This window comes from Paenibacillus sp. 10L310, from assembly GCF_056395745.1.
In genome coordinates this window covers 250,640-263,937 of record NZ_JBFTKC010000008.1, presented here as the reverse complement: position 1 = coordinate 263,937, position 13,298 = coordinate 250,640, and the positions used below count along the sequence as shown (strand labels likewise).

8 protein-coding genes and 4 tRNA genes are annotated in these 13,298 nt (G+C 44.9%); 11 read left to right on the top strand and 1 reads right to left on the bottom strand.

Going from position 1 to position 13,298, the window contains the following annotated elements; all coding sequences use genetic code 11:
• Positions 1-73: 73 nt before the first annotated feature.
• From AC1DE7_RS18960 to AC1DE7_RS18945, 4 genes are all read left to right on the top strand, one after another.
• Positions 74-148: transfer RNA gene (locus AC1DE7_RS18960), tRNA-Gly, on the top strand.
• A gap of 8 nt (positions 149-156) precedes the next feature.
• Positions 157-233 (top strand) — tRNA-Arg (locus AC1DE7_RS18955).
• A gap of 15 nt (positions 234-248) precedes the next feature.
• Positions 249-322: transfer RNA gene (locus AC1DE7_RS18950), tRNA-Pro, on the top strand.
• A gap of 11 nt (positions 323-333) precedes the next feature.
• Positions 334-404, top strand: a tRNA-Gly gene (locus AC1DE7_RS18945).
• A gap of 236 nt (positions 405-640) precedes the next feature.
• Here AC1DE7_RS18945 and AC1DE7_RS18940 read toward each other — a convergent pair.
• Positions 641-988 carry a WGxxGxxG family protein gene (locus AC1DE7_RS18940; RefSeq protein ID WP_076328832.1) on the bottom strand — a complete coding sequence of 116 codons (348 nt, stop codon included), beginning with the start codon at positions 986-988 and terminating at the stop codon, positions 641-643.
• A gap of 577 nt (positions 989-1,565) precedes the next feature.
• On the opposite strand from AC1DE7_RS18940, the gene ppc reads away from it, so the two are divergent.
• The 7 genes from ppc to glmS all read left to right on the top strand — a co-directional run bounded on the left by ppc (position 1,566) and on the right by glmS (position 12,511).
• A complete protein-coding gene (ppc, locus tag AC1DE7_RS18935) occupies positions 1,566-4,358 on the top strand; it encodes a phosphoenolpyruvate carboxylase (protein ID WP_127546705.1) in 2,793 nt (930 codons plus the stop codon).
• Between the two features lie 251 nt (positions 4,359-4,609).
• On the top strand, positions 4,610-5,176 hold the full coding sequence (gene sigW / locus AC1DE7_RS18930; protein WP_036614044.1) for an RNA polymerase sigma factor SigW: 567 nt from the start codon (positions 4,610-4,612) through the stop codon (positions 5,174-5,176).
• A gap of 136 nt (positions 5,177-5,312) precedes the next feature.
• Positions 5,313-5,927 carry a zf-HC2 domain-containing protein gene (locus AC1DE7_RS18925; protein WP_036614042.1) on the top strand — a complete coding sequence of 205 codons (615 nt, stop codon included), beginning with the start codon at positions 5,313-5,315 and terminating at the stop codon, positions 5,925-5,927.
• 315 nt (positions 5,928-6,242) lie between these two features.
• The gene (gene cdaA, locus AC1DE7_RS18920; protein ID WP_017692119.1) at positions 6,243-7,079 is read left to right on the top strand and encodes a diadenylate cyclase CdaA; all 837 of its coding nucleotides are present in this window, start codon (positions 6,243-6,245) and stop codon (positions 7,077-7,079) included.
• Complete coding sequence (locus AC1DE7_RS18915) at positions 7,072-8,565, top strand: CdaR family protein (protein WP_477534968.1); 1,494 nt, start codon at positions 7,072-7,074, stop codon at positions 8,563-8,565. The genes cdaA and AC1DE7_RS18915 overlap by 8 nt, the downstream gene beginning before the upstream one ends.
• Positions 8,566-8,638: 73 nt before the next feature.
• Complete coding sequence (gene glmM, locus AC1DE7_RS18910) at positions 8,639-9,979, top strand: phosphoglucosamine mutase (protein WP_017692121.1); 1,341 nt, start codon at positions 8,639-8,641, stop codon at positions 9,977-9,979.
• A gap of 699 nt (positions 9,980-10,678) precedes the next feature.
• Positions 10,679-12,511, top strand: a complete 1,833-nt coding sequence (gene glmS, locus AC1DE7_RS18905; RefSeq protein ID WP_036668148.1) for a glutamine--fructose-6-phosphate transaminase (isomerizing) — start codon at positions 10,679-10,681, stop codon at positions 12,509-12,511.
• Positions 12,512-13,298 lie beyond the last annotated feature (787 nt).

The window sequence follows — 13,298 nt, the reverse complement described above, 5'->3', positions numbered from 1 at the left end:
GCAGACGCACTAGACTTAGGATCTAGCGTCTTTGACGTGGGGGTTCAAGTCCCTCCACGCGCATCCTTTATTTGCGGAAGTGGCTCAGCGGTAGAGCATCGCCTTGCCAAGGCGAGGGTCGCGGGTTCGATTCCCGTCTTCCGCTCCAATATTTTTGCGCCCTTAGCTCAGCTGGATAGAGCGTTTGACTACGAATCAAAAGGCCGGGAGTTCGAATCTCTCAGGGCGCGCCATTATTTTTTTAGTATCGGGATGTAGCTCAGCTTGGTAGAGCACCTGGTTTGGGACCAGGGGGTCGCATGTTCAAATCGTGTCATCCCGATTTTTGTTTACGCGGGTGTAGTTCAATGGTAGAACTTTAGCCTTCCAAGCTAATAGCGTGGGTTCGATTCCCATCACCCGCTTACAGAATATAATGAAAGAGCCTTTGCAGATGCAGAGGCTTTTTTATTTTATTTAACGAAATAATCAGCAGTTATTTTATATAATAATTTATGTAAAGTATAATACAGGTTTATTTAAAAAAAGAGCCAAGACCTCCCTATTTCAATAGTAAAGGGGGTCTTGGCTCTTCTGTTTATCTCTGTGGATGAGCTGCCTCTAAGACGCAGCAGCTATTGTATAGTGAAGAGCGCACAATTTAACGTTCGTTATGGTCCGTTACTCTTTTACGCATGCCAGCTAATCCAAGCAGTCCCAACAAACCAAGCCAGCCCCAATCCATGCCGTTGTCACGGTCGGTTGTTGTGGCGTTTGCCCGAACATTGTTGGTACGATAGTCACCATTGTTGCGGTAGTTTCCATCCATGTTCATATTCATGTTGGAATTAGTGTTTGTGCGGTCCATGTAGTTGGTGTCCTGATAAGACCGGACACGTGAGCCGGTTGTATCCATTCCTTTGGACATATGACCATCAGCAGCAGCAGGGCCAGCCATCGCGGCCACCAGAAGCACGGAAGCAATAATTGTTGTACCTTTCTTCATCATGTGGATTCCTCCTTTTTAGTAAGAGCTACAGATTAATCTGCCCAAGAAGACAAGTACAATATGTAGAAATAGTCTGTTAAGATATACCTTTGAGTCCAATTGAATAACAACATACATAAGAAACTTGCCTAGTAAGCAGACTGTAGTGGGAAGAAAATTATAATTACATCTTTAATTTATTGCGTCACTGTGGTAAAGTATACAAAAGCTTGCTTTGCCGGTCATGTTTCTTTGTATATCATCTGTTCTCAAACAATGAAATTATGCGGTTTAACCTTAATATCAGGTACATGGGATCATATCTAAAAGAACTGTATATTTATGAATTTTTAAGTATAGGTATGAGACATATGATTTATGTAAAGTACGTGAAAAAGGTATCATGCGACAGCATATGACCATTAAATGAAGCAGAACAAGAAAATGAATAAAAAAGCGTGTTTTTATGCTGTAAATCGGGGATAATCCCCATTTTTTCTAGTAGAAAAGTAAAGATTTTCGTACCATTTTATTGTATGATGTTATGAAGGTGTCAAATTTACGTGTACGAATGGAACGATCAGATGGGAGGATAAGCATGACTGAAACTATGGTAACCGCCAGCAAAAGCCAATCCAACAACCTGCTTCGGCGAGACGTGCGGTTCCTGGGCAATATACTCGGAGAAGTTCTTGTCCATCAAGGCGGCACGGAGCTTCTAGATATCGTTGAGAAGATTCGGGAAACGAGCAAATCGTTACGTGCAGAATTTTTGCCAGAACTGTATGCAGAGTTCAAAACGATGATCCAGGAATTAGACTCGGACAATCGTCATCAGGTTATTCGGGCTTTCGCTATTTATTTTCAATTAGTTAATATTGCTGAACAAAACCATCGGATCCGGCGTAAACGGGATTATGAACGTTCTGCAGGGAACGCTGTGCAGCCAGGATCGATTGAGAAAGCAGTACAGGATCTTAAGGAACGTGGATTGTCTCATACAGAGGTGGAAGAGATTCTCGACGATTTGTCGTTGGAACTCGTTATGACAGCTCACCCAACCGAAGCCATGCGCCGGGTTATTCTGGACATCCATAAACGGATATCTGAAGATGTCATGCTTCTTGATAATCCTACGCTGACGTTGCGTGAACGTGAACAGTTGCGTGAGAAACTGCTGAATGAGGTTATTACACTCTGGCAGACAGATGAACTTCGCGACCGCAAACCGACTGTACTCGATGAAGTGCGGAACGGGATGTACTACTTTCACGAAACGTTGTTCCACGTACTTCCGGATGTATATCAGGAGCTGGAACGTTGCCTGAACAAATTTTATCCTGACCATGACTGGCATGTGCCGACGTATTTGCGGTTCGGTTCCTGGATCGGTGGAGACCGGGATGGAAATCCTTCGGTAACTTCAGATGTAACATGGCAGACGTTGTTGATGCAACGCAAGCTCGCTTTGCGTGAATACCAACGGATTATGATTGAGCTTATGGGTCATCTCAGCTTCAGCACAAACATCATTCATGTATCGGATGAGCTGGTGCAGTCGATTGAGCAGGATCGCAATTCTGTTACATTGAAAAAAGTGGATATCTGGCGGAATGAAAAAGAGCCATACCGCATCAAATTGGCTTATATGATTGCCAAGCTGAACAATGTACTGGATGAAAACAAATTAGGTCAGCCTGACCGTTATCATAGCGCACAGGATTTGATTGATGAACTGATGATTATTGATCGAAGTCTGCGCCATCATTTTGCGGATTACGTAGCAGATACGACCATTCGCAAAATGATTCGTCAAGTCGAGTTGTTTGGTTTCCATACCGCAGCATTGGATGTGCGTCAGCACAGTAAGGAACATGAAAATGCGATGTCGGAGATTTTGGCGAAAATGAACATTGTAGAGGATTATGCACGTCTGACTGAAGACGGTAAAATCGATCTGCTTGCTCGTTTGCTGGATGATCCACGTCCGCTTACTTCTCCTTATCATCAATACACGGAGGGAACCAAAGAATGTCTGGATGTCTTCCGTACCATTAAGCGTGCCCAGAACGAATTTGGGAACGGCTGTATCACAAGTTACCTGATCAGTATGACGCAGGGCGCAAGTGATTTGCTGGAGGTTATGGTATTTGCCAAGGAAGTGGGATTATTCACCAAAGGACACAATGGTGACGTTGTATCTACACTTCAAGCGGTACCGCTGTTTGAAACGATTGATGATCTACATGCGGCTTCGGACATTATGCAGAAGCTGTTCAACCTTCCTGTATACCGCGCAAGCGTAAAAGGACGGAATGAACTGCATGAAATCATGCTTGGTTATTCAGACAGTAACAAGGATGGCGGCGTGGTTACTGCCAACTGGGAACTGCGCGTAGCGATGAATGCCATCACGGCTGTAGGTAATGAACACGGCGTTAAGCTGAAGTTCTTCCATGGACGTGGCGGGGCTCTTGGACGTGGCGGCATGCCACTCAACCGCAGTATTCTTGCTCAACCACCACATACGATTGGTGGGGGCATCAAGATTACGGAGCAGGGAGAGGTTATTTCTTCCCGTTATTCCCTTCAGGGGATTGCATACCGCAGTCTGGAGCAGGCAACTTCGGCTCTAATCACAGCAGCACTTAATGGGCTTGAGCCGCAAGAGTCAGCATCCGAACGTCATTGGGACAGCATCATCAAAGAGATTTCGGAAGTATCTCTGACGAAATATCAGGATTTGATTTTCCGTGATCCGGACTTCTTCACCTTCTTCAAGGAATCCACACCGCTTCCAGAGGTGGGTGAACTGAATATTGGTTCACGTCCGTCCAAGCGGAAGGGTAGCGACAAGTTCGAAGATCTGAGAGCAATTCCTTGGGTATTTGCTTGGACGCAAAGTCGTTATCTGCTTCCGGCATGGTATGCGGCAGGAACAGGATTGCAAAGTTACTATCAGGATAAAGAGGAAAATTTGGTTGTCCTGAAAGAAATGTATGCAAGCTTCCCATTCTTCCGTACATTAATTGATACGGTACAGATGGCCGTAGCCAAGGCAGATCTGGTCATTGCCAAAGAATATTCAGCCATGACTTCGAACAAGGAAGCCCGTGATCGCATCTACGGTCAGATTGAAGCCGAATTCAAGCTCACAAAAGAGCTGATTCTGAAAATTACGGGAGAAGCTGAAATTCTGGATGATGTACCGGTTATTCAAGAATCCATTCGCCTTCGTAACCCTTATGTGGATCCGTTGTCCTACATGCAGGTTCAACTTCTGAGCGAGCTCAGAGATATGCGTGAACGTGGTGAGGATGATACGGAACTGCTTAGAGAAGTGTTGCTGACAATCAATGGAATCGCTGCAGGACTTCGTAATACAGGTTGATTATCAATTTGTTGTGACTGATGATTATATGTAACAAAGTACCCATTACTTAAAAGCTCCATTCTCTGCTCTACGGAGTAAGAGATGAAACGGGACTCCTGCGGGAGTTCCCGTTTTTACTGTTTTTGGCGGATATTTGTCATACAGTCTTGATTTTTGACCAAAGTTGATTTACGATTTGATTGGTGAATTACAAGTGTGGACGGGTATCAGAAGACGGAAGACCCATCAGCATGTCTGGGGGAATAAGGGTGGACAATTTGGAGAACAGGCTTATTAAACTGGTGCTCAAGGGCGACCAGAGAGCCTTTGCAGAAATCGTTGAACTATATAAGGACAAGCTATTTCATTTGGCATATCGGATGCTGAACAATCGTCATGAAGCTGAAGACGTTGTGCAGGAGACGTTTTTGCGTGTGTTTCGTAATATGGAGAAGTACGATCCAAACCAGAAGTTTTCAACCTGGATCTACCGGATCGCAACGAATCTGTGTATTGACCGACTGCGCAGGAAGAAACCTTCATACTCATTGGATGCTGAACTGAATGATCAGGAAGGATCTGATGGTTATGCGATGCTCCCGAGTGATGATCGTACACCGGAGAGTGAAGCGCTCCTGTCAGAAACGCAGACACTCATTCGTGAGGCCATTGACAGTTTGCCAGCCAAGTATAAGTCCGTTATGATTCTGAGATATTTACAGGACTTGTCGCTACAGGAAATCAGTGATGTGACAGGTATGCCCGTAACAACGATCAAGACACGCGTTCATCGGGGCCGTGATTTTCTACGTAAAAAATTGGAGTATAAGTTATAAATGTTAAGCGCCTTTAAATATGGGCGAAATTATTTGAAACATATCCGAAACGGATGCGTATGTAATGTATGCAAGTCTTATGCGTGCTTTTTAATGGCACATGGACTAAGTGATTTAAGAAAGGATTGGCTCTCATATGGATTGCAACTCGGCCGTCTCTTTAATGCATGAATGTTTGGATGAGTCGTTGTCCCCGGCCCAGAAGGTTGAACTGAAAAGTCACCTTGTGATCTGTCCGGATTGTCGCATGCGCTTTAAAGAGTTGGAACAGACGGAAATGTTACTCTTTGCCATGAAACACTATTCACCGTCTGCCTCTGATGAGCTGACCAATCGAATTATGAATGCTCTGCCCCAGCCCAAGAGACAGCAAGCATGGCTCAAATGGGTCAAAGGACATCCCGCGCTGACGGCGGCAGCCTTCTTTTTGGTCGTGATGCTCTTTAGCGCCTTGAATTTCTGGAATCAGAATAACGAAATGGTTGTTAAGGGAAATAATTTGGACCAGATCGTGATTCAGGGTAACACGGTTATTGTTCCTGAAGGTAAGTCAATTGCTGGCGATCTTACGATAGAAAATGGAACCGCACAAGTATATGGTGATGTGAACGGCAATCTGACGGTTATCGACGGACAACTGTTTCAGGCTTCAACGGCGCATATTTCAGGTCAGGTGAAAAGTATTGATCAGGCGCTGGACTGGTTCTGGTACAAAATAACCAATATGGTAAATGAAGTGGCTTATCGCTAGAACAGGGTAAAATTCTTCAATGGTATATACCAAGCAGGGTACCTCCAGATTGCATGGGGTACTCTTTTTTTATACGCAAACTTTGTAATTCATGGTAAATGTGATGTTTATGTGCAGTTTGAGACTGCCGTAACTTGCAACCTGAACGTTAACGTTATAACCTAGATACTAAAGAGAACATACTACTACATATAGATAAGCATTTTGCACAAATCAAATAATGCAAAAATGCGGAGACAAAGGATTATATAAAATCCTAATGGGTTAATATGAGATCAGGGTTTACTCATCAATGGGGATAGCGGGGGCTGGCTTATGAATTATTTTGCTGACTTAACGTGGACAGAGTCCATTAAGGACGTTATCGATATATTGATCGTTACCTATATTATGTACAAACTGATTTTGCTTGTGCGGGGGACACGTGCGGTTCAGCTCCTAAAAGGGATTCTGTTCCTTGTGCTGATCTGGGCATTAAGTACGTGGCTAAACTTGTATACGCTCAAATGGTTAATGAACCAGATGTTTACGTTTGGTGTCGTTGCGGTCTTCATTATCTTTCAGCCGGAACTACGTCGTGGTCTGGAGCAATTGGGACGCGGTAAGCTGTTTGGACGTTCAGCGGCAGCGAGTGATGAAGAACTAACCGTGTTAATTGGTGAGATTATTAAGTCAGTTAATTATTTGTCACGGCGTAAAATTGGCGCTTTGGTCGTATTTGAACGTGAAACAGGTCTGAACGATTACACGGAATCGGGCATTAAGATGCACTCTCTGGTCAGCTCGGAGCTGATGATTAACATCTTTATTCCAAATACACCGCTCCATGATGGAGCCGTTATTATACAGGGAAAACAGATTTCGGCGGCAGCTTGTTATTTGCCATTATCAGAGAATCCTTTTATCAGTAAGGAATTGGGAACACGTCACCGTGCAGCAATCGGGATTACCGAAGTTGCAGATGCGATCTGTTTGGTTGTCTCCGAGGAGACTGGACAAGTGTCACTTGCAATGAATGGACAGGTCGTTCGTGATATTAAGGAAGAATCGCTGATTGCCAAACTGTATGAGGAGTTGCGCCCTACATCCAATCTGAAAAAGAATGGCTGGACAACCTTCTGGAAACGGAAGGGAGGACGTAACAATGGATAAGTGGTTTAACAATAATAACTTTGCCAAAATACTTGCGCTTGCGGTGAGCCTGTTGCTCTGGTTCATGATTCATCTGGATGAAGTACCAACCACCCCTACGATTACAACAGGGACAACCAACAAGGTTGTGGAACGTACGGTGCCTGTTCAACCTTATGGATTAGACAGCAACAGCTATGTGCTCACTTCATTAAGTACGGATGAGGTCCGGCTGGAGATTAAAGGACAGCGCTCGATGCTAACATCGATTTTTACGAATGACGATTACAAGGTACTGGTCGATCTGAGTCAGGTGAAAGATGGGTCCAATACACTGCCACTTGTACCTGATTTGCCTTCCGGGGTAGAAGTGGTCAGCATGGAACCTTCCATGGTTACGGTGAACGTAGAAAAATTGGGCACCAAATCCTTCAATGTGAATATTGTACCCGAAGGGGAACCATCCGCCGGATACAGCGCTGGAACGCCCGTAACTGAACCTTCGACGCCGGTTAAGGTAACTCTGCCCGAAGGGCAACTCGAGGCTGTAGCGAAGGTCCAGGGCAGTGTGAGCGTGAAAGATGCCAAGGAAGATGTCATACAGAAAAAAGTGAAACTTCAAGCATACGATGCTGAAGGCAAGGTCCTTGAAAATGCGATTATAACGCCTCAAACGGTTGAAGTCCGAGTTCCGGTCAATCAGCCCTATACATCTGTACCCTTAAGAATCAAATATTCGGGACAGCTTCCGGAAGGCCTGGTACTCTCCACGGTAGAGCCAAACGTGAAAGAAGTCTCGGTTTATGGATCAGAGGATGCGCTTGCAGGTATACAGTCCTACGACCAAGTAACCCTTGATCTTACACAGTTTGATCAGTCGGGTACATCGACAGTTAACGTGGACTTGACGCCGCCTTCCGGTTTTGAGAAAATCGAGCCTAGTTCGATTCAGATCAAGGTAACCATATCACCATTTGACGAGGCAGAGGAGACAACCAAAGTCTTTCCGAACGTCCCCATCACACTTACCGGTGCGGGGAATGGACTGGAAGGGACGCTGGTTACGCCTCGAAGCGGCGGTCTGAACCTCACACTTACAGGCTCAGCAAGTATGCTTGAGGGTCTGAGTAGTGATGATCTCACGTTAACCGGGGATCTTGCTGGACTTGCGGTCGGAACGCATGAGATCAAGCTTGAAGCCGACCTGCCCCGTTATGCCAAACTGGATGAATCATCCACTGCATTAAGTGCGACGGTCAAAATTAGCGAAAAGGCTGAAGATACCACGACCACTCCTGGCGAAGAACCGACTGACGAGGGAACGGTAGCACCTGACCCAACACCAGCCGAGGTTGAAAATGGGGAAACAGAGCCTGTTCCTGATGAAGAAGAAACGGAATCGAATACGGATACTCAGGATCAGGGTCAACAGGGGAGCACAAGCAGTCGAGGTAATTTAAATAATAATAACAGCGGTACTGGCAGTAAAAGTGGCGTGAATCCGTAAACGTTCTAATTTTAAAATTCTCAAAAAAATAATAATAGTGCTCGTATATGATGCGAATAGAAGGAGTTAAATCATGGGGAAATATTTTGGTACAGATGGTGTAAGAGGGGTTGCCAATAAAGAGTTAACGGCAGAGCTGGCTTACAGCATTGGACGTTGTGGTGGTTACGTGCTTGCAGGTGGTGTGGAAAGACCAAAAGTGGTTATCGGCATGGATACTCGTATCTCGGGATTGATGTTGGAGTCCGCACTGGTTGCAGGTCTGTTGTCCATTGGCGCTGATGTGATCCGTCTGGGCGTGGTATCCACTCCGGGAGTGGCGTATATTGCACGTTTGTTGAAAGCTGACGCGGGCGTGATGATCTCGGCTTCCCACAATCCGGTTGAGGATAACGGAATCAAGTTCTTTGGTGGAGATGGCTTCAAGCTGTCTGATGAAACAGAGAACCGGATTGAAGAACTGATGGATGCGGAGACAGATCAATTGCCACGGCCAGTTGGTGGCGGGCTGGGTACTGTAACGACAGATGAAGAATCCCGTTATCGTTACCTTGATTTCCTGAAAACGACTGTAAATGAATCGTTCTCTGGACTTAAAATTGTTTTGGACTGTGCAAACGGAGCAGCTTATGAACTGGCACCAAAATTGTTCAGTGAACTAGGTGCAGAAGTCATTGCCATTGGCGCTGAGCCTAACGGCCTGAATATTAACGAGCAATGTGGATCAACTCATCCAGAGAACCTGAAACAAGAAGTGCTCAAACATAAAGCAGATCTGGGTCTTGCTTTTGACGGGGATGCGGATCGTCTGATTGCTATTGATGAGACAGGCGCTGAGGTGGATGGAGACTTCATTCTGTGTATCTGTGGTGATGCGATGAATCGTGCAGGCAAGTTGAAGGACAGTACTGTTGTATCGACCGTTATGAGTAACATCGGATTCTACAAAGCAACAGAGAAACTTGCACTGAAAACAGCTAAAACGGCAGTAGGTGATCGTTATGTGATGGAGGAAATGCGTCGTGGCGGTTACAACTTGGGTGGAGAACAATCTGGCCATGTTATTTTCCTGGATTACAATACAACTGGAGACGGTATGCTGACTGCGATTCAACTCGTGGATACGCTCAAGGCTTCCGGTAAAAAACTGAGTGAACTAAAAGCGCTAATGACCCAGTACCCACAAGTATTGGTGAATGTGCGTGTTGAAGATAAGAGCAAATACGAGGGCAATGCTGCAATCGAGCAAGCTATTGCTACAGTAGAACAGCAACTCGGGGATAATGGACGTGTACTCGTTCGTGCTTCAGGTACTGAATCTCTGATCCGTGTTATGGCGGAAGGACCAGATAAAGACGAACTTGAACAATTTGTGTCTCAAATCGCAGATGTAGTGCAAAAAGAACTGGTATAGGACTGGAAGATGTAAGAGGCTTAATATAACATGATTTAGGACTTATGCATGGATATTCCTGCGTCCCGACCTGATGAGACCATAGGTCTGTTTATCCGGTCGGGATTGTAGGTAAATATGCTAAAATTGTCACAGGTACTTTGCTCCATTGCAAAATGGACCTGACGTGCATATAATGAGTGGAGTCGTCATTCAGACACAGAAAGTGAGGAACGTAAGGTTACAGTTATACAAGCGCCAGAGCTTGGAGTTGCGCGGGATGATGTTGATCAGGATTTCTTCTAGGTTGAAGAACGCTGATTAAGATCAACGGCAATCAAGCTGACGAGGTGGAGGTGTTCGGATTGTTCGGCGGGGACCTCCCGGTGAAGCACCAGAGCCGTAAACCGGATTGCGGAAAATGGATAGGTGACTGTCCACACAACGCGCCGGTGCAGGTGCAAGAGTTAAACTAAAATTCAAATGAATGTGCGTGAAGAGCGTAAACAGTACGCGGACGGGAAAATGATGTACATTCATGATTGCATTCATTACAGCTTATGATGACAGCGGGGCGACACGAGGTGCTCTGATCATTGATAATTGAATAAGTACCAAGTATTCATGAAACGCTAGGCAATCACTCATTTTTCCGATATGCCGCCTCTGCCTGTTTCTCTTCGTGACACAGTATTCATATACAAACGGAGGAAATAAATTATGTGCGGTATTGTTGGATATATTGGTAATAAGAACACTCAGTCGGTATTGGTTGAAGGATTGAAGAAACTCGAGTATCGTGGTTATGATTCTGCAGGTATCGCAGTATTCACACCGGAAGGTCTGCAAATCACGAAAGCTCTTGGTCGTCTTGCGAACCTTGAAGCCAAGCTGGATGGTGCACCACTGGTAGGTAATGCCGGAATCGGACACACACGTTGGGCAACTCATGGTAAACCATCGGATGAGAACTCTCATCCACACACAGATGGAAGCCAGAAGTTCTCTGTTGTGCATAACGGTATTATTGAGAATTACCTGGATCTGAAGGACGAATTGATGGCTCAAGGTCACACGTTCACTTCCGAGACAGATACTGAGGTTATCTCTCACCTGATCGCACGTGAATACAATGGTGATATCGTCAAAACAGTACAAAAAGTGATCACGTTGTTGCGTGGCGCATTTGCACTGGGTGTATTGACAGAGCATGAGCCAGAGAAACTCGTAGCAGTGCGTCAAGCAAGCCCATTGATTATTGGTATTGGTGAAGGCGAGAACTTCATTGGTTCCGACATCCCGGCAATTCTGGAACATACACGTAACGTGTACATTCTGAATGATGGTGAAATGGCTGTATTGACACATGATGCTGTCGAATTGATGACGATTGAAGGTAACTTTATTTCTCGGGAAATGATTCGTGTCGATTGGGATGCTGTAACCGCAGAAAAAGGCGGATTTGAGCACTTCATGTTGAAAGAAATTCATGAGCAACCAAAAGCATATCGTGATACTATGCTGGGTCGCATCGATAATGAAGGCAAAAAAGTTCAACTTCCTGAGTTGAAAATGACTGAAGAACAAATTAAAAATATCCGTAACGTTCAAATCATTGCATGTGGTACAGCGTACCATGCAGGCCTGGTTGGACGTACAGTGATTGAGCAATTGGTACGTATTCCGGTTGAAACAGATGTGGCTTCCGAGTACCGCTACCGTTCCCCAATCGTGCACAAAGATACACTTGTAATCGTAGTGAGCCAATCCGGTGAAACTGCCGATACGCTTGCTGCATTGCGTGAAGCACAATCCAATGGTGCACATGTACTGGCAATCACAAACGTAGTGGGTAGCTCCATTGCACGTGATGCAGATGATGTTATCGCAACATTGGCAGGTCCTGAAATTGCAGTAGCTTCTACCAAAGCGTATACTTCGCAATTGATCGCGTTTAACTTGCTTGGTCTGTACCTTGCACAAGTTCGTGGTACTCAATCTGCAGAAGAGATTGAACACACGCTGGCAGCAATGCAAGCATTGCCTGAGCAAGTGGAATCCATGTTGGAGCAAGCGGAAGCAATCAAAGGATATGCAGAGCAAATCTCCAAACATGAACATCTCTTCTTCATTGGCCGTGGTCTTGACTATGCAGTAGCTCAAGAAGGATCTTTGAAGCTGAAAGAGATCTCTTATATTCACTCCGAGGCGTATGCTGCGGGTGAGTTGAAACATGGTACGCTTGCATTGATCGAAGACGGTATCCCTGTTATTGCCCTGGCAACGCAGGAGAACGTACTTGAGAAAACAGTGAGCAACATTAAGGAAGTAAAAGCACGTGGCGCAGATGTATTGGCAATTACGTATGAAGAGCACGTAGCACCATTGCTGAAATCCGTAGACCAAGCGTTTGCGATTCCTAAGACGCTGCCACTGCTTAGCCCTGCTTTGTCTGTAGTTGCGCTGCAATTGCTGGCATACTATGCTTCCCTGGCACTGGGTCATGATGTAGATAAACCACGTAACCTGGCGAAAAGTGTAACGGTTGAGTAAGGTATTCTGTACAAATTAGTTTATTGTCGGATGACATGGATAACGGGTTGATCAATAGATTCAGTAAACTAATAAAGTATGGACAAAATAATGGTCCTGATGACTCTAAGTCATCAGGACTTTTTTGATGTTTCAGGAGGGTGGTTCTAAATATTAGAACCACCTTATTTGTGTTTTTTCATTGTAAATTGCGGTCATTCATTGGACGAAAATCCATCAGATTATAAAGTATCTTAGGAAGAGTATCCTTTTGTAATTCTCACATTTGAAATATTTTTCGTGCACGAATGTAATCAACTTCTTAAAGAGAATCATTAACCTTCGCAACTCGTAAGTGCAAATATATCCCCAAGAAGGATGCGGATCGGGCATAAAAGATCATTTGAATGGTAAAGGAAGATGACTGAACGTGACGGGTACATCTTTCAGCAACTCACAAAATGGTATGCCAAGAAGCAACAATGCGCTCGATGAAGAAGCTTATTACGCGAAGTAAAATTATTGACCGTTCAATTCAGACTCAGAACGCGATTGTAATCTGCATGTAAATGAGTGAAGGACATCGGAAAGCGTATAAGGGAAAACCTCACTTACGGTTTGACGAGGAGGAGCAGAATATATTTACCCTTTACTCTAACAGAGGCGTAGAGAGAAGGCGTGATACAAAACGATGTCGGCTACCATCCGTGCGGACGCTGTGGCCAATTTCCAGCCAAGCTTTCTGAAATTGGTCAGGTAATCATGTTAAAAATTACAAAGTGCAAGGAATCGGAACACCGGCAAAGAA

Coding starts and splice junctions, on each gene's coding strand:
- AC1DE7_RS18940 (WP_076328832.1), bottom strand. CDS start 988: ATGATGAAGAAAGGTACAACAATTATTGCTTCCGTGCTTCTGGTGGCC.
- ppc (WP_127546705.1), top strand. CDS start 1,566: ATGACTGAAACTATGGTAACCGCCAGCAAAAGCCAATCCAACAACCTG.
- AC1DE7_RS18925 (WP_036614042.1), top strand. CDS start 5,313: ATGGATTGCAACTCGGCCGTCTCTTTAATGCATGAATGTTTGGATGAG.
- cdaA (WP_017692119.1), top strand. CDS start 6,243: ATGAATTATTTTGCTGACTTAACGTGGACAGAGTCCATTAAGGACGTT.
- AC1DE7_RS18915 (WP_477534968.1), top strand. CDS start 7,072: ATGGATAAGTGGTTTAACAATAATAACTTTGCCAAAATACTTGCGCTT.
- glmM (WP_017692121.1), top strand. CDS start 8,639: ATGGGGAAATATTTTGGTACAGATGGTGTAAGAGGGGTTGCCAATAAA.
- glmS (WP_036668148.1), top strand. CDS start 10,679: ATGTGCGGTATTGTTGGATATATTGGTAATAAGAACACTCAGTCGGTA.